This is a genomic window from Labrys sp. LIt4 (assembly GCF_017813775.1).
GTDB lineage: Bacteria > Pseudomonadota > Alphaproteobacteria > Rhizobiales > Labraceae > Labrys > Labrys okinawensis_A.
The window spans coordinates 341738-356539 of sequence record NZ_JAGIPY010000004.1; the positions used below are offsets into that span (position 1 = coordinate 341738).

General features: G+C 64.7%; 16 protein-coding genes. 4 read left to right on the forward strand and 12 right to left on the reverse strand.

The genetic code is table 11. The features are described 5' to 3' along the window. The first annotated feature begins 210 nt into the window (after positions 1-210). Positions 211-1203, forward strand: coding sequence for a betaine--homocysteine S-methyltransferase (gene bmt, locus J8I29_RS09945; RefSeq protein ID WP_209431516.1), 993 nt, complete (start codon positions 211-213; stop codon positions 1201-1203). Between the two features lie 192 nt (positions 1204-1395). After that, entirely contained in the window at positions 1396-1893 is a 498-nt protein-coding gene (locus tag J8I29_RS09950) for a hypothetical protein (protein WP_209431517.1), read from the forward strand. A 298-nt stretch (positions 1894-2191) separates the two neighbouring features. On the opposite strand, the gene J8I29_RS09955 is transcribed toward J8I29_RS09950, so the two are convergent. From J8I29_RS09955 to argH, 5 genes are all read right to left on the reverse strand, one after another. Beyond that, the gene (locus J8I29_RS09955; RefSeq protein WP_209431518.1) at positions 2192-2653 is read right to left on the reverse strand and encodes a hypothetical protein; all 462 of its coding nucleotides are present in this window, start codon (positions 2651-2653) and stop codon (positions 2192-2194) included. Between the two features lie 22 nt (positions 2654-2675). Then, complete coding sequence (locus tag J8I29_RS09960; protein WP_209431519.1) at positions 2676-3143, reverse strand: hypothetical protein; 468 nt, start codon at positions 3141-3143, stop codon at positions 2676-2678. A 261-nt stretch (positions 3144-3404) separates the two neighbouring features. Next, a complete protein-coding gene (lysA, locus tag J8I29_RS09965) occupies positions 3405-4670 on the reverse strand; it encodes a diaminopimelate decarboxylase (RefSeq protein ID WP_209431520.1) in 1266 nt (421 codons plus the stop codon). Positions 4671-4688: 18 nt separating this feature from the next. Next, positions 4689-4892 carry a lipoprotein gene (locus tag J8I29_RS09970; RefSeq protein WP_105861076.1) on the reverse strand — a complete coding sequence of 68 codons (204 nt, stop codon included), beginning with the start codon at positions 4890-4892 and terminating at the stop codon, positions 4689-4691. Positions 4893-4989: 97 nt separating this feature from the next. Beyond that, positions 4990-6372, reverse strand: coding sequence for an argininosuccinate lyase (argH, locus tag J8I29_RS09975; RefSeq protein ID WP_105861077.1), 1383 nt, complete (start codon positions 6370-6372; stop codon positions 4990-4992). Positions 6373-6387: 15 nt separating this feature from the next. Here argH and J8I29_RS09980 point away from each other — a divergent pair, with 15 nt between their 5' ends. Next, on the forward strand, positions 6388-7065 hold the full coding sequence (locus tag J8I29_RS09980; RefSeq protein WP_209431521.1) for a TlpA disulfide reductase family protein: 678 nt from the start codon (positions 6388-6390) through the stop codon (positions 7063-7065). Between the two features lie 40 nt (positions 7066-7105). Here the strand turns inward: J8I29_RS09980 and rlmH are convergent, their stop codons facing one another. The 4 genes from rlmH to leuC form a co-directional block, all read right to left on the reverse strand. Next, complete coding sequence (gene rlmH / locus J8I29_RS09985; RefSeq protein WP_209431522.1) at positions 7106-7585, reverse strand: 23S rRNA (pseudouridine(1915)-N(3))-methyltransferase RlmH; 480 nt, start codon at positions 7583-7585, stop codon at positions 7106-7108. A gap of 5 nt (positions 7586-7590) precedes the next feature. Continuing rightward, on the reverse strand, positions 7591-7995 hold the full coding sequence (gene rsfS, locus J8I29_RS09990) for a ribosome silencing factor (RefSeq protein ID WP_105861339.1): 405 nt from the start codon (positions 7993-7995) through the stop codon (positions 7591-7593). Positions 7996-8141: 146 nt separating this feature from the next. Then, positions 8142-8774 (reverse strand): nicotinate-nucleotide adenylyltransferase, encoded by a 633-nt coding sequence (locus J8I29_RS09995; protein WP_105861079.1) that lies wholly within the window; start codon positions 8772-8774, stop codon positions 8142-8144. A gap of 85 nt (positions 8775-8859) precedes the next feature. Further along, entirely contained in the window at positions 8860-10281 is a 1422-nt protein-coding gene (leuC, locus tag J8I29_RS10000) for a 3-isopropylmalate dehydratase large subunit (RefSeq protein ID WP_209431523.1), read from the reverse strand. Positions 10282-10399: 118 nt separating this feature from the next. On the opposite strand from leuC, the gene J8I29_RS10005 reads away from it, so the two are divergent. Further along, entirely contained in the window at positions 10400-10957 is a 558-nt protein-coding gene (locus tag J8I29_RS10005; RefSeq protein ID WP_209431524.1) for a Uma2 family endonuclease, read from the forward strand. A gap of 3 nt (positions 10958-10960) precedes the next feature. Here J8I29_RS10005 and J8I29_RS10010 read toward each other — a convergent pair whose 3' ends face one another. From J8I29_RS10010 to J8I29_RS10020, 3 genes are all read right to left on the reverse strand, one after another. Then, on the reverse strand, positions 10961-11671 hold the full coding sequence (locus tag J8I29_RS10010; RefSeq protein WP_348536001.1) for a phosphodiester glycosidase family protein: 711 nt from the start codon (positions 11669-11671) through the stop codon (positions 10961-10963). Positions 11672-11839: 168 nt separating this feature from the next. Continuing rightward, complete coding sequence (locus tag J8I29_RS10015) at positions 11840-12481, reverse strand: LysE family translocator (RefSeq protein WP_105861082.1); 642 nt, start codon at positions 12479-12481, stop codon at positions 11840-11842. A gap of 99 nt (positions 12482-12580) precedes the next feature. Beyond that, on the reverse strand, positions 12581-14791 hold the full coding sequence (locus tag J8I29_RS10020; RefSeq protein ID WP_146126843.1) for a mechanosensitive ion channel family protein: 2211 nt from the start codon (positions 14789-14791) through the stop codon (positions 12581-12583). Positions 14792-14802: the final 11 nt, after the last annotated feature.

The window sequence follows — 14802 nt, forward strand, 5'->3', positions numbered from 1 at the left end:
TTCTGCAACGCCGGGCTTGTCCCGGCGTTGCTGTTTTCCGGGTGGAGGACGTCTCGTCCGCACTTGGAAACACGGTGCCGGCGGAACGGAAGAGCGGACATCGCCACCTGCAACCATGTCGCCGTGACCTCCGCGCACCCGGAAATTCCCGCTTGAATCGTTTCCGCAAAGGCCTATGTGGAAACATGGTTTCTTCATGAAGGACACGCCATGCGCCTGACCGAACTTCTGGCTCAAAAGCCCGTGCTGCTCGCGGACGGGGCCACCGGGACCAATCTGTTCGAGATGGGCCTGATGTCGGGCGATCCGCCGGAGATGTGGAACCTCGACCATCCCGACCGCATCCACGCGCTGCACCAGTCTTTCGTCGATGCCGGGGCCGACATCATCCTCACCAATTCCTTCGGCGGCAATCGCCGGCGGCTGGCGCTGCACAAGCTCGACGGGCGCGTGAAGGAGCTCAATGCCGCCGCCGCGCGCAACGCCCGTGAGGTCGCCGACGGCGCGGGCCGCCCCGTCGTGGTGGCCGGGTCCGTCGGCCCGACCGGCGATCTCTTCCAGCCGCTCGGCCCGCTGACCGAGGACGAGGCCGTGGAGATCTTCGTCGAGCAGATCGAAGGGCTCAAGGAAGGCGGCGTCGATGTGATCTGGATCGAGACGATGTCGGCTGCCGAGGAAATGCGCGCCGCCGCCAAGGCAGCGGTCAAGGCCGGCATGCCCTATACGGTGACGGCGAGCTTCGACACGGCCGGCAAGACCATGATGGGCATCCCGCCTTCGGCCATGCCGGAGGTTGCCGACGGCGTCGATCCCCATCCCGTTGCGGTGGGCGCCAATTGCGGCGTCGGCGCTTCGGACCTGCTGGTCTCCGTGCTGTCGATGACCGAGGCCAATCCCGGAGCGGTCGTGATCGCCAAGGCCAATGCCGGCATTCCGCAGTTCCATGGCGACCATATCCACTATTCCGGAACGCCGGAGCTGATGGCGAACTATGCGCGCCTTGCCATCGACGCGGGTGCCCGCATCATCGGCGGCTGCTGCGGCACCTCGCCGGCCCATCTTGCCGCCATGCGCCAGGCCATCGACGGCCATGTCCGCGCCGAGCGCCCGGACGCGGCCAAGGTGATCGCCGAAATCGGCCCGTTGGTCGCCCCGCCCAAGGCCGGCGGCGGCGAAGAGGCGCGGCGCCGGCGCCGGCATTGAGAGCTGACCCTTGTCACGCCCGGACCTGACCCGGGCGACGGCATAGAGGCGCGCTGCCGGTGCGTTCCTTGCAGAACAGCTCTCCGGGCGGCGGCAGCCTAGAGAATGACCGGTGACGCGCCGAACGCCTCAAAGCGTTTGCCCCGAGGGGTTCGGCACATCGCCGGTGTTTTCATAGACAGGGAGAGGCCGATGCGCCGCCTGATCGGTTCCTGGGCCATGCTCGTCTCGCTTATGGGCCTGGCTGTTCTCACCGGCCCGGCGGCCGCGCGGGACTGGAGCGACTATGCCAATGCGCGTTTCGGCTACCGCATCTGCTACCCCGCCGATCTCATGACGGCGCAGCCCGAGGCCGACAATGGCGACGGGCGCGTCTTCTCGGCCCCTTCCGGCGCCAGCCTGCGGGTCTGGGGTTCCTACAATGCTGCGGAAGAAGACATCGATGCGATCGTCGCCGGTGTCGCCGATGACGGCAAGATCACCTATCGCAGCGCCACCAAGGATTGGGTGGTGGTCTCCGGCCGGAAGGGCGGTGAGAGCTTCTATGCCAAGCTCTTGCTGGAGAAGGACGCCAAAGGCACGATCGAGACCATCCGCGCCTTCCGCCTGACCTATCCGGCCAAGGAAGCGGCGACCTATGACGCCGTAGCCGCCAGACTGGCCAAGTGCTTCGGCATTGCCTCAAACTAAGCTTCTAGAAACTCGGCTCTTCCTGGGAGCGTGGACATCCTCGTCCGCCCTTGCCATCTCCAGGGTTCATACCCGTGCCCGCGAGTTTAACCCATGGGTCGTTGCGAGCGTAGCGAAGCAATCCAGGAGCCATGGCCACCGCGTCTACTAGCCCTGGATTGCTTCGCTACGCTCGCAACGACAGTGCTTGATCGGTCAAGCATCAATGCCGCTAAAGTACGCTTCCGAGAACGAACGAGGACGCCCGCGCTCCCAGGAAGCTATGCCCCCATGACAGGTGGGTATTTCTAGCTTGGTCTCAGTGGCCACAGGCCTTGGCCAGCGCGGCGGCGCCCTTGGCGATGCCGGCCAGCTTGATCCTCTCGCTCTGGCCGCTGAAGGCGATCTTGAGGGTGCGGCCCTTGCCGAGGACGACGGTCCAATCCGGGTCGAAGGCAGTCTTGGCTTCCAAGGTGAGCCCGCTCAGCTCGTCATCGACCGCCTGCATGGGCACATCGACCTGTCCGCCGTCGGAACTGAAACTGACCACGCCGCTCCAGCCTTTGCGGATCTTGTCGGCGCCAGGCCGATAGGTGATCGAGAAGGCCTTGCCCTCGGGTTCACAAAAAAGGCCGAGCGGCTGGTCGTCTGTGTCGGGCACTTCATAGGCCAGCACTACCGATTCCGGCGACTGGCGCAGCTGCCAGCTATAGGCGTCCGCCAGGGCAGGGCCGGCTAGGGCCAGGGAGGCGAGCAGGGACAGAACGAGGGGGGCCGGCATAATGTCTCCAACGGTCGGAATGTCAGGATTTGCAAACTGATTTGAGGTCCGCGAGGCCCGACTCTATGCCGGCGAGCGGGATTTGCTGCTTGCGCCCCTTGGCGGCGATGGTGAGCTGGCTCCCGGCCGAGAGCAGGGAGATGAGTGCCGGGGTGAGCGTGGTTTCGGCCGAGAGGCCGAGATCATTGCCTGTCTGGCTGGAGCCGGCGGTCATCGGCCAGGATAGAGTCCCTGCTTCGGAAGACAGCGTCATCTTTGTCTTCTCATTGTCCCGAAACCGCTTGGCGCTGACGTAATAGGCGATGGAGAACTGCTTGCCATGCTCGTTGCAATAGAAGCCGAGCAGCTCTTCGCCGCCGCCGGGTGTGTCATAGACTAGCGTCACCGAACCGCTTTCAGGAAATTGGCGGACCTGCCACTGTCTCTCGGCGGCTCGCGCCGGCCCGACGCACAGCAATACGCCGAGCAAGGCCACGCTTATGCCTCTCATCTGCCCCATGCCCGCACCCCGCCGCTAAAACACCTTCCCGAAAAGCCGCTCGGCTATTCGACCAGAAAACGCATCAAAGCAATGAGTTGGAGAGAAACCGCAATTCGAAGACATCGCGTTTCATTCTAGCGCAAAGCGCATTTAGACGGAAACGCGGCATTGCTCTAACTCTTTGATTAGACGCGTCTTTACGATTCCTGGCGATTCCGCCAAATCGCAAAATGCTTTAGCGCGGCGCCGCGAACCCGCCTGTTCCACCGGTTACAGCCAGTCCGGCACCTTGTCGAGCCCGAGCAGTTCGTCATAGCTCGGGCGGGGCCGGATTACCGCGAACTTGTCGCCGTCCACCAGCACCTCCGGGATGAGGGGGCGGGTGTTGTAGGTACCTGACTGCACGGCGCCGTAAGCGCCCGCGGACATCACCGCCACCAGGTCGCCGCGCTCCACCACCGGGATGTCGCGGTCGAGGGCGAGATAGTCGCCGGTCTCGCAGACCGGGCCGACCACGTCGGCCGTCACCATGGCGCCGCCGAGGGGGCGTTCCTTGATCGGCCAGATCGCATGATAGGCTTCATAGAGCGTCGGGCGGATCAGGTCGTTCATGCCGGCGTCGACGATGACGAAGGTCTTGCCCTCGCCTTCCTTCACGAAGGCGACCTCGCTCACCAGGATGCCGGCATTGCCGGCAATCAGGCGCCCGGGCTCGAACACCAAAGTGGCGCCGAGATCCTTGGCATAGCGCTTGACCACCGCGGCATAGTCGTCTGGGTGGGGCGGCGGCTCGTTGTCGTCGCGATAGGGAATGCCCAGGCCGCCTCCGAAATCGATATGGTCGATGACATGGCCGTCGGCCCTGAGGTCCCTGACCAGCCCGACCAGGCGCTCGATCGAGGCGTCATAGGGTTCCAGTGCGGTGATCTGGCTGCCGATATGCATGTCGACGCCGGTGACCAGGACACCCGGCAGCTTGGCCGCGCGGTCATAGATGGCTCGGGCCTGGGCGATCGGGATGCCGAACTTGTTCTCGGACTTGCCGGTGGAGATCTTCTTGTGGGTCTTGGCATCGACGTCCGGATTGATGCGCAGCGACACCCGGGCTGTCCGGCCCTTGGCGCTGGCGCGCTGCGACAAGAGCTCCAGTTCCGGCTCGGACTCGACGTTGAAGCACAGGATGTCCTCGTCGAGCGCATAGTCGATCTCGCGCACGAGCTTGCCGACGCCCGAGAACATGATCTTGCTGGCGGGCACGCCGGCGGCGCGCGCGCGCCGCAGCTCACCTTCCGAGACCACGTCCATGCCGGCACCGAGCTTGGCGAGCAGGCGCAGCACGGCGAGATTGGAATTGGCCTTCACCGCAAAGCAGACCAGCGAGGGCACGTCGGCGAAAGCGCCGGCGAACACCTTGTAGTGCCGGCGCAGCGTAGCGGCCGAATAACAGTAGAAGGGCGTGCCGACGGCGGCGGCGATCGCCGGCAGGGCGACATCTTCGGCGTGAAGCACGCCGTCGCGATAGGTAAAGTAATGCATGGTCAGGCCGGTTCGAAATCAGTTCAACAGGAAGTCCATCGGCAGCTTGCGGTCCGGTTTCACATAGCCCGGATCCTTTTTCTTGCTGTAGCCATTGCCATCGCCATCCGTGACATGCTGCTCGGGCGGAGGCTCGAGCTTGCCCTTGCGGCCGCAACCGGCGAGGCCGAGGGTCGTGACCAGCGTCAAAGCAAGCGCGATGCGGAACGCATTACCAGCCATGGGGAACTCCAGTGTTTGACGCTGTGTAGCACGAATTTCGATTTGGGAACGCGAACATCTCGGCACCATGCGGGCTTGTTGAGAGGCAGCGCTCCGACTACTTCGCCAACGCCTTCAGCCACTTCCTGGCCTGGGCCTTGACGTTGGCCGGCGCCGTCCCGCCATAGGAGGTGCGGCTGCGGACCGACTTCTCCACGCCGAGCACGGCGAACAGGCCCTGATGGATGCGCGGCTCCACCGCCTGCATTTCGGCCAGCGACAGCTTCTCCAGCGGCAGCTTGGCATCGGCGGCGATGCCGACCAGGCGGCCGGTGACGTGATGGGCCTCGCGGAAAGGCAGGTTGAGCTCGCGCACCAGCCAGTCGGCGAGGTCGGTGGCCGTGGCATAGCCCGAGCCCGCGGCAGCCTTCATGCGCTTGAGATCGGGCACCATGTCCCTGACCATGCCGGCCATCGCCGCCGTGCACAGCGACAGGGTCTGCAGCGCGTCGAAGGCCGGCTCCTTGTCCTCCTGCATGTCCTTGCCATAGGCGAGCGGCAGGCCCTTCATCATGGTGATGAGGCCGACCAGCGCCCCGACGACCCGGCCGGCCTTGCCGCGAACCAGCTCGGCCGCATCGGGATTGCGCTTCTGCGGCATGATGGACGAGCCGGTGGTGAACTTGTCCGACAGCGCCACAAAGGCGAATTGCGGCGTTGTCCAGATCACGATCTCCTCGGCGAAGCGGGAGAGGTGCATGGCGGTGATCGAGGCGGCGGCGAGCGCCTCCAGCACGAAGTCGCGATCGGAGACCGAATCGAGCGAATTGGCGGTGGGACGGTCGAAGCCGAGTGCCTTTGCCGTGGCATGGCGGTCGATCGGGAAGGAGGTGCCGGCGAGCGCCGCAGCGCCGAGCGGGCATTCGTTGAGGCGTCTGCGCGCATCGGCGAAGCGGCCGCGGTCGCGGCCGAGCATCTCGACATAGGCGAGCAGATGATGGCCGAAAGTGACCGGCTGGGCCGATTGCAGATGGGTGAAGCCCGGCATCACCGCGCCGGAAAAGGCGAGTGCCCTTTCGGCGAGCGCTGTCATCAGGTCTTTCAGCTGGGCGTCGAGATCGTCGATGGTGTCGCGCACCCACAGCTTGAAATCGGTGGCGACCTGGTCGTTGCGCGAGCGGGCGGTATGCAGGCGGCCGGCTGCCGGCCCGGCGATGGCCGCAAGCCGCGACTCGACATTCATATGGATGTCTTCGAGCGCGCGCGAAAAAGTGAACGATCCGCTCTCGATTTCGCCGCGGACCACCTCTAGACCGTCCGCGATGGCCTTGGCATCGGCGGCGGCGACGATCCCCTGCTTCTCCAGCATGGCAAGATGCGCCAGAGAGCCGCGGATGTCCTGGGCCCACAGGCGCTTGTCAAAGTCGATCGAGGCGTTGATCTCTTCCATGATCGCGTCCGGTCCCGACTGGAACCGGCCGCCCCACATTTTGTTGCTCATCCGGATAGGCTTTCAGTGAACGAGAATAGTCGGCAGGAACATTCGCAGGCTCAGCCACCACAAGGATCGAACCGGCGCTGGCTGATCGGCGCGGCAATCCTGGCGGGAGCCGTGGTGGGTGTCGGCGCGGTATACGGGACAAAGGGCGGCTCGGGCAATCAGGAAAGCGCGTCCTGCCCTGCTTCCGCGGCGATTGCCGCCCGCGTCGACCCGCTGGCCAAGGGGGAAGTGGCGGCCCTCGCCGTTTCCAAGGTGCCGCAGCCGCTGGTGCCGATCAGCTTCCAGAAGGCGGATGGCAGCAAGACGACCCTGGCCGATTTCAAGGGCAAGACCGTGCTGCTCAATTTGTGGGCGACCTGGTGCGTGCCCTGCCGCAAGGAAATGCCGGCCCTCAACCAGCTGCAGGCCGATCTGGGTGGCAAGGATTTCGAGGTGGTGGCCGTCAATATCGACACGCAGGGCCCCGAGCGGGTCGACGCCTTCCTGAACGAGATCAAGATCGACAAGCTGCACCGTTACGCCGATCCCTCGACCGGCATCCTGCAGAGCCTGCGCAACGAAGGCCTCGGCCAGGGCCTGCCGACTTCGGTGCTGATCGACAAGCAGGGCTGCCGCATCGGCGCCATGGCGGGCCCGGCCGAATGGGCCAGCGAGGATGCCAAGGCGCTGATCAAGGCGGCGATCGGGTCGTAGGGAACCTCAAATCCTGCTTTTCTGCGAAACGCCCCGGTCTTCACACCCGATGATAGGGGTGGCCGGCGATGATGGTGGCGGCGCGATAGAGCTGCTCGGCCAGGAGGATACGCACGATCTGGTGCGGCCAGGTCATCTTGCCGAAGGAAAGCGAGAGGATCGCGCGCGACCGGACCGCGTCGCCATGGCCGTCGGCGCCGCCGATCAGGAAGGCCAGTGATTGGGTTCCATTATCGCGCCAGCCGGCGATTTTTGCGGCGAAGGCCTCGCTGCCGGGCGAGTTGCCGGTTTCGTCCAGGGCAATGATGGCGGCTTGGCCGGCGGCAGCGAGCAGCTTGTCGGCCTCTTCGGCCTTGCGGTCCTCAGGCCGCCGGGCGCGGCTTTCGTCGATTTCCACGATGTCGAGCGGGCCGAGGGCGAGGCTGCGGCCGCTCGCATTCAGCCGCTCGGCGTAGCGGGCCACGAGATCGCGTTCCGGGCCGGCTTTGAGCCGGCCGACGGCGCAGATCATCAGGCGCATTCAGATCAGCTCGGAAGCAGTTCGTTCGGGCGGCCCGAAGACCACATCTTCTCGAGATTGTAGAAGGCGCGGACCTCGGGGCGGAACACGTGCACAATGACGTCCCCGGTGTCGATCAGCACCCAGTCGCAGACCGGGACGCCTTCGATGCGGGGATTGCCGTGTCCGTTTTCCTTGAGATCCTTGGCGATGCGATCGCTGATCGCGGCAACATGCCGGGCCACCCGGCCTGTCGCGATGATCATGACGTCGGCGATTGCACTCTTGCCGCGCAGATCGATCTCCACAATCTCCTCGGCCTTCATGTCGTCGAGGCCATTGAGGATCAGGCGAACCGTAGCTTCAACGTCCGGGCGGATCGCTCGGCTCACGGGATGAAGCGGAATCACGTCCGCTTCGCGTCTCACCAACGTGGTCAGGGGCACACCCTCTTGCTCATTGATTCGCGGACCTCCGCGAATTCCACTCGCTCCACAATATTAGCAAGCCATCGCGTCGATTCAATGACGTCGATGAAATTAAGCCTGCGCCGACATGGTTAATAAGCGGTTAATTTTTACCTTATGGGCAAGCCGCGGCCGCTGGCCCGCAACGCCGTGGAGGAATTGGCGTCGAGCGGCGCGTGCAGGAAGGTCCAGGCGGGAGGGCGGCGATATTTCAGCGTCGCGGCCTGGTGCTCGGGAACGCGATAGGCGGCAAGCACGCGAGCGGCCTTGGCGAGCGGGCCCTTGGTGGTGGCGCCGGGGCGGGCCACCACGGCGATGGCCACCCGCGAGGCGATGGCCTGCCATTGCTGCCAGCGGTGGAAGCCGGCGAGATTGTCGGCCCCCATGATCCAGACGAAGGTCACGCCCGGGCAGCGGCGCTGCAGCCAGGCGATGGTGTCGTAGGTATAGCGGGTGTGGATGTCGGCCTCGATGCCGGTCACCTCGATGCGGGGGTGGCCGGCGAGCCGGCGGGCGGCCGCTACCCTGAGTTCGAGCGAGGGAAGGGCGCGGTTGTCCTTGAGGGGATTGCCCGGTGTCACCAGCCACCAGACCCGGTCCAGTCCAAGCCGCGTCAGCGCCACCAGGCTGGCGTGGCGATGGCCCTCATGGGGCGGGTTGAAGCTGCCGCCGAACAGCCCGATGGTCATGCCCGGGGCAAAGGCCGGCAGGCGGCGGGCATCGGCGGGCGAGAGTTCGGGCATAGGGACTTGTTCGTGCACGGTCGCGCCGCCCCTCACCCTTACTCTCTTCCCGCAGATGAGAAAAGCGCCCGAGGGCGCTGCCCTCTTAGGCGTTGGCCGCGATCTTTTCCCATTCGCGGATATCGACGAAATGGCCGGCGATCGCGGCAGCGGCGGCCATTTGCGGCGAGACCAGATGGGTCCGTCCCTTATAGCCCTGGCGACCCTCGAAATTGCGGTTCGAGGTCGAGGCGCAGCGCTCGCCCGGCTTGAGTTTGTCGGCGTTCATGGCCAGACACATCGAGCAGCCCGGCTCGCGCCAGTCGAAGCCGGCGGCCCGGAAGATCTTGTCGAGGCCCTCGGCCTCGGCCTGCATCTTGACCAGGCCCGAACCCGGCACGATCATGGCGTTGACCTTGGCATTCACATGATGGCCGGCGACGACCTTGGCGACGGCCCTGAGATCCTCGATACGGCCATTGGTGCAGGAGCCGATGAAGACGCGATCGAGCTTGAGGTCCTGGATACGTTCGCCACCCTTCAGGCCCATATAGGCCAAGGCGCGCTCGATGGCGGACTTCTTGTGCTCGTTGGGCGCATCCTCGGGGCGCGGCACGGAACCGGTGATCGAAGCGACGTCCTCGGGGCTGGTGCCCCAGGTGACGATCGGCGGCAGCGCGGCGGCGTCGAGCTTCACCTCGCGGTCGAAATGCGCGCCTTCCTCGGTATACAGCGTGTTCCAATAGGCCAAAGCCCGGTCCCAGGCCTCGCCCTTGGGCGCCTTGGGGCGATCCTTCAGATAGGCGTAGGTCTTCTCGTCGGGCGCGATCAGGCCGGCGCGGGCGCCGCCCTCGATCGACATGTTGCAGATGGTCATGCGGCCCTCCATCGAGAGGGCGCGGACGGCTTCGCCGGCATATTCCAGCACATGGCCGGTTCCACCCGCGGTGCCGATCTCGCCGATGATGGCCAGGATGATATCCTTGGCGGTCACGCCCTCCGGCAACACGCCGTCGACGGTGACGCGCATGTTCTTCGCTTTCTTCTGGATCAGCGTCTGCGTGGCGAGCACATGCTCGACCTCGGACGTGCCGATGCCATGGGCGAGGGCGCCGAAGGCGCCATGCGTGGAGGTGTGGCTGTCACCGCACACGATGGTCGTGCCGGGCAAGGTGAAGCCCTGCTCGGGGCCGACGATGTGGACGATACCCTGACGCTTGTCGAGTTCGGAATAGTATTCGACGCCGAAATCCTTGGCGTTCTGGGCGAGCGTCGAGACCTGCATGGCGCTTTCGGGATCGTCGATGCCCTTGGAGCGGTCGGAGGTCGGCACATTGTGGTCGACCACGGCCAGAGTGCGCTGGGGCGAATGGACCCGGCGGCCCGAAACGCGCAGGCCCTCGAAAGCCTGCGGGCTCGTCACTTCATGCACCAGGTGGCGGTCGATATAGAGCAGGCTCGTCCCGTCGGCGGAAGTTTCGACGACGTGGTCGTCCCAGATCTTGTCGTAGAGCGTGCGGGGAGCCATTGGATTTTCCTAGAATGTCGATTTGACGGCTGATGTAGTCAAAAATGCCCGCCTGGAAAAGAGTGTAAAAACTAACAGCCTCGTGTGGTAGGTTGCGCTTCCCTCGATGAGGTTGCAAATGGCTGAAGTGCGGCACCAGCCGATGTCGCTGGATGAGTTCCTTGCCTGGGAAAACGAGCAGGAACTGCGCTACGAACTCGTAGACGGCCAGGCCGTGATGATGACCGGCGGCACGGTGGCGCATGATTATGTGCGTTCGAGAATCGCACTCGCTCTCGGTAACCAGTTGCAGGGTAAACCTTGTCGCCTCGCGCTCGATGTCAAGATCGCCTGCCCAAACGGCAATGTTCGCTATCCGGATGTGGCAGTGCATTGCGGCCCCTATCGTCCGAGGGACCTGCTCGCAAGCGAACCTCGCATTGTCATCGAAGTTCTTTCGGATTCGACCAAAGCCACGGACTTCCTCATCAAGTTGCGGGACTATCAATCAGTGCCGGATATCGCCGCCTATTTGATATTCTGGCAAGACGAGGCTCGGGTGTTGGTGCATCGCCGTAACGAGCAGGCTTGGCAGCCTGGGGAGGAACTCGTCGGCGCCAGGGCAATCGTAGGGTTGCCGGAGATCGGTGCGGAACTATCGTTGGCCGAGATCTATCGCGAGATCGTTCTCGAATAAACGCTACGGCCCTTCCGTCACACCCACCATCGGCCCCAGCGTGGTCCAGCCGCCGATGGCCGGCATGGGGGGCGCGTAGAGGGTGGAGATCGAACCGTCGAGGAAGAGGGCGTTCTGAGTGCCCAGGCGATCCCGAAACAGCTCGGCGAAATCGTGGAAACTGACCGGCTCGGCCGAAATGGCGAAGATCACGATCTTGCCGTCGCGCACGCCCACGCCATTGCGGATCTTCTCCGACGGCCCGTCCGGCTGGATCTTGGGATGAATCTGGCCGTCGATCACCAGCATCGGTCCCGATTGCGTGGCGAAGCGGGCATTGATGCGGGCTTTCAGAAAACGGCTCGTTTCCATCACGCCTGCCTTGCCGTCGCCGAAATAGAACACGCCGTTCGGCTTGAGGTGAAAATTGCCGAAGCCGTTGCGCGTATTGGCATTGTGCAGGATGCGGCCATTCTCGACATAGAGGCCGACCGGGCCGAGCGCCTTGTCATACATGCCGGCATTCATGGCGAAGATCAGCTTCTTGCCTTGGGCGCCCAGTTCCTGGGCAAGCCGGCTGGGGCTGCCGAGCGGCGTACCGTCGGCGCCGCGCCAATAGAGGGCGAGGCTGTCGTTCGACAGATCGAAGCGGCACACGATGTAGCTGCGCCCCTTCGAGGTCGTGTCCTCGCAGGCAGCCTCGGCCGCGACGGCCGATCCGATCAGGGCGGCGATAATTGCCAGGCCCAGCAGGGTCCGGCGCAGAAACGACGGCAAGCAACAACTCCCCAGAGCAAAGCGTGTCTTCAACGGAAACGATTTTACTCCAACTCTCCGATTCACTGCGATTTCGAGACTTGAACCGATTCGGTCAAATCCGAAACCGCTTCAGGCGAAGCCCCTTCAGCGGGTCTGCGTGGTCAGAATCTTGAAGGCGAAAAGCCCGAAGACACCGGCGAAGGTGAAATCGATGCCGCGCAAGACCCGCGGGCGGGCCTTCAGCCACGACACCACTTTCTCAGCCCCGAGAATCAATAGAAACGCAAACGGCAGATTGATGGCAATGAAATAGAGTCCCAGAAAGAAAAGTTTTTGGGAGGCATGCGGGTCGGCGGCGTCGACGAATTGCGGCAGGAAGGTGAGGAAGAACAGGACCACCTTGGGATTGGTGAGGTTGATGCCGAGGCCGACCATGAAAGTGGGCCAGAAACCCGCCTCCGACCTGGCCTCGTCGCGCAGGTTCAGGGCCGAGCCAGAACGGATGGCGCCATAGGCGAGCCAGAGCAGATAAAGCGCGCCGACGATCTTCAATGCGGTGAAGGCGGTGGCCGAGGCCGCCAGCACGGCCGACAGGCCGACCGCGGCGAAGAAGGTGTGGAACAGGCAGCCCGCCTGCGTGCCCAGCATGGCGGCGGTGCCGCCGCGCCGGCCGCCCGAGATGGTCTTGGCCAGCCACAGGCTCATGTCGGGGCCGGGCGTGATGAACAGGAATACGCAGGCTGCCGAATAGAGGGCGAGTGTATGGAGGTCGGGTAGAAAGGTCATCGCGACTCCGCCGGCACATGCTGGGTCTGTGTCTGCTACACTGAGATCGGTGTTTGGGGAAGGGTTCGGCGGCAACGTCGCCCCTCTGTCCCAACGGGCCTATCCGGTCGCGGCGGGAGGCAGGGTCAGGGCCGCATTGGCGGCGACGGCGGCACCGAGGCCGGCGCGACCCTCGCCGTCGAGCGTGCGCACCGCCACGGTGCCGGTGGAGAACTCGATGCCCTGTTCGGGGAGGATGCGGACCAGGCGCTTGAGCGCCTCGCGCTGGATGAAGGTCGGCTTGTTCGGCTTGACCGTGAATTTGAAGCGGACGACGATGGCGTTGTCGGTGATGTCGAACACGCCCTGCATCTTCAGCGGGGTGAGGAATTCCTCCTTCATCTCGGGGTCCTCGAGCATCTCCTGGCCGATCTTCTTGACGGCCTTGCGCAGCTTTTCCAGATCGGTCTCGCGCGCGAAGCGCAGCGTGAATTTGATGGTCGCCCAGTCGCGGCTGTAATTGGTGACCTGACCGAGCTGGCCGTAGGGGATGGTGTGCACCGGTCCATTCTGATGGCGCAGGCGCAGCGAGCGCAGGGTGAAGCCCTCGACTGTGCCCTTGGCCTTGCCGACATCGATATATTCGCCGACCCGGAAGGCATCGTCGATGAGGAAGAAGACGCCCGACACCACGTCCTTCACCAGGGTCTGCGACCCGAAGGAGATGGCGAGACCGAAGATCGAGGCGCCGGCGATCAGCGGCGTCACGTTGACACCGAGCTGAGACAGGACGGTCAGCACGGCCAGGATGGAGATGGCGATGGCCAGTCCGATGCGGAAGACCGGCATCATGGTGGCGATGCGCGAGGCGGTGGAAACCGGTGCTTCGTCCTCGTTCTCGCCGGTACCCGGCAGGGAGGGACCGCTGCGGCCTGCGGAATAGCGGTCGGTGACGTAGCGCACCAGCTCCCAGGCGCAATAGGCGGCGAAAGCCGTCAGCCCCGCGGAGAAGAGGTTGCGCGCCACCGTGTTGAAATCATCACCCGCCATGACGCCGCTGACGTCGACGGCCCAGGTGCGGCCCAGAGCTCCGATCGCCAGGATCAGGACACCGAAGCGGGCGCAGCGCGCCAGCGCTTCGGCGCCCCTGGGGTGAATCAGATGGACGCCGTCGGACTGGTGCTGGAGCATGATGCGGATGCGGTGCACCAGGGATTCGATGACCAGCAGGGCGACCAGGATCGCCAGCGTCAGCATCAGGGCGCCGGAGATGCGCGTCTGGCCGGCCACGGCCGCATAGATGTCGGCGGTGACGAACAGCGCGAACAGCAGCATGGCGCCTAGAAGCCAGTGCTTGGCGATCGCGGTCTTGACCGGGCTGGCATGGGCGGGATTGGCGACGCCGATGAACCAGCGGCCGATCGGACCGTTCAGGCGGATGCAGACGGCCGTCATGCCCAGCATCATGATCACGGCACCGTAGAGCTGGGCGGTTCCGACGGCCAGAGGCGGGGATTGCAGCGCGCGCAGCACATCGGCCAGCACAGCGTTGAACAAGAGCAGCAGGATCGCGAAGGAGGCGCCGCGATAGATGGCCCGCGCATCGGCATCCCCGAGATCGGGCAGACGGGCCTCGGGCAGGCGGGGCTGCAGGGTGAAACGGAACACCGCCTGGAGCAGGCGCCAGATCAGCATGGTCTTGAGCATGGCGATGGAGAAGCGGGTCTGCGGCAGATCACCCATGAAGCGGGCGGCCTCGCTGGCATTGCCGACGATCCACAGCGCGATCAGGGGTGGCAGTTCCAGGGCTCCGAGACCGAGCAGGGCCCGGATGCCATGCAGCCCGTGCATCCGGGTCACCAGGCGCCGCCGCAGAGGCGCAAGCAGCCACCTGACCACCCATTCTGCCGCGAGGGCCGCAGCCAGCGCGCCGATCAGCAGCAGGAAATAGCGGCCGAGGCCCCTGCCATTGTTGAAATCGGCATCGAGCCTGGCGGCCAGCTTGCCGAATTCGGCCCACAGAGCCGGCAGGCCGGTGACGAGGCTGCCGACATGCATGAACATTTCTGTCTGCTGGGCACTCGCCATCTGCATGCCGCTGCTGTCGGGGCTGGGCGGTGCGGGTTGGGCGCCCTGGGCACCCTGCGCCTGCAGCTTTTTCATGACGGACTGGCTGATGGCTTCCACCATCGTATCCATCTGCTGCTGGCTCATGGCGGCAGGGGGCGGGGCAGCGGCGGGCGGCGTAGGCGTTCCCTGTGCCCGGCACGGCGAACTGGCCAGGGCGAAAACCAGGAAGAGCCAACGCAAGGCGCCAGGCAGTCTCAACACGAACGCCCCCC

What these genes read in the sequence shown, in the direction of transcription:
- bmt (WP_209431516.1), top strand. Translation starts at nt 211, where the DNA reads ATGCGCCTGACCGAACTTCTGGCTCAAAAGCCCGTGCTGCTCGCGGAC.
- J8I29_RS09950 (WP_209431517.1), top strand. Translation starts at nt 1,396, where the DNA reads ATGCGCCGCCTGATCGGTTCCTGGGCCATGCTCGTCTCGCTTATGGGC.
- J8I29_RS09955 (WP_209431518.1), bottom strand. Translation starts at nt 2,653, where the DNA reads ATGCCGGCCCCCCTCGTTCTGTCCCTGCTCGCCTCCCTGGCCCTAGCC.
- J8I29_RS09960 (WP_209431519.1), bottom strand. Translation starts at nt 3,143, where the DNA reads ATGAGAGGCATAAGCGTGGCCTTGCTCGGCGTATTGCTGTGCGTCGGG.
- lysA (WP_209431520.1), bottom strand. Translation starts at nt 4,670, where the DNA reads ATGCATTACTTTACCTATCGCGACGGCGTGCTTCACGCCGAAGATGTC.
- J8I29_RS09970 (WP_105861076.1), bottom strand. Translation starts at nt 4,892, where the DNA reads ATGGCTGGTAATGCGTTCCGCATCGCGCTTGCTTTGACGCTGGTCACG.
- argH (WP_105861077.1), bottom strand. Translation starts at nt 6,372, where the DNA reads ATGAGCAACAAAATGTGGGGCGGCCGGTTCCAGTCGGGACCGGACGCG.
- rlmH (WP_209431522.1), bottom strand. Translation starts at nt 7,585, where the DNA reads ATGCGCCTGATGATCTGCGCCGTCGGCCGGCTCAAAGCCGGCCCGGAA.
- J8I29_RS09995 (WP_105861079.1), bottom strand. Translation starts at nt 8,774, where the DNA reads ATGCCCGAACTCTCGCCCGCCGATGCCCGCCGCCTGCCGGCCTTTGCC.
- leuC (WP_209431523.1), bottom strand. Translation starts at nt 10,281, where the DNA reads ATGGCTCCCCGCACGCTCTACGACAAGATCTGGGACGACCACGTCGTC.
- J8I29_RS10005 (WP_209431524.1), top strand. Translation starts at nt 10,400, where the DNA reads ATGGCTGAAGTGCGGCACCAGCCGATGTCGCTGGATGAGTTCCTTGCC.
- J8I29_RS10015 (WP_105861082.1), bottom strand. Translation starts at nt 12,481, where the DNA reads ATGACCTTTCTACCCGACCTCCATACACTCGCCCTCTATTCGGCAGCC.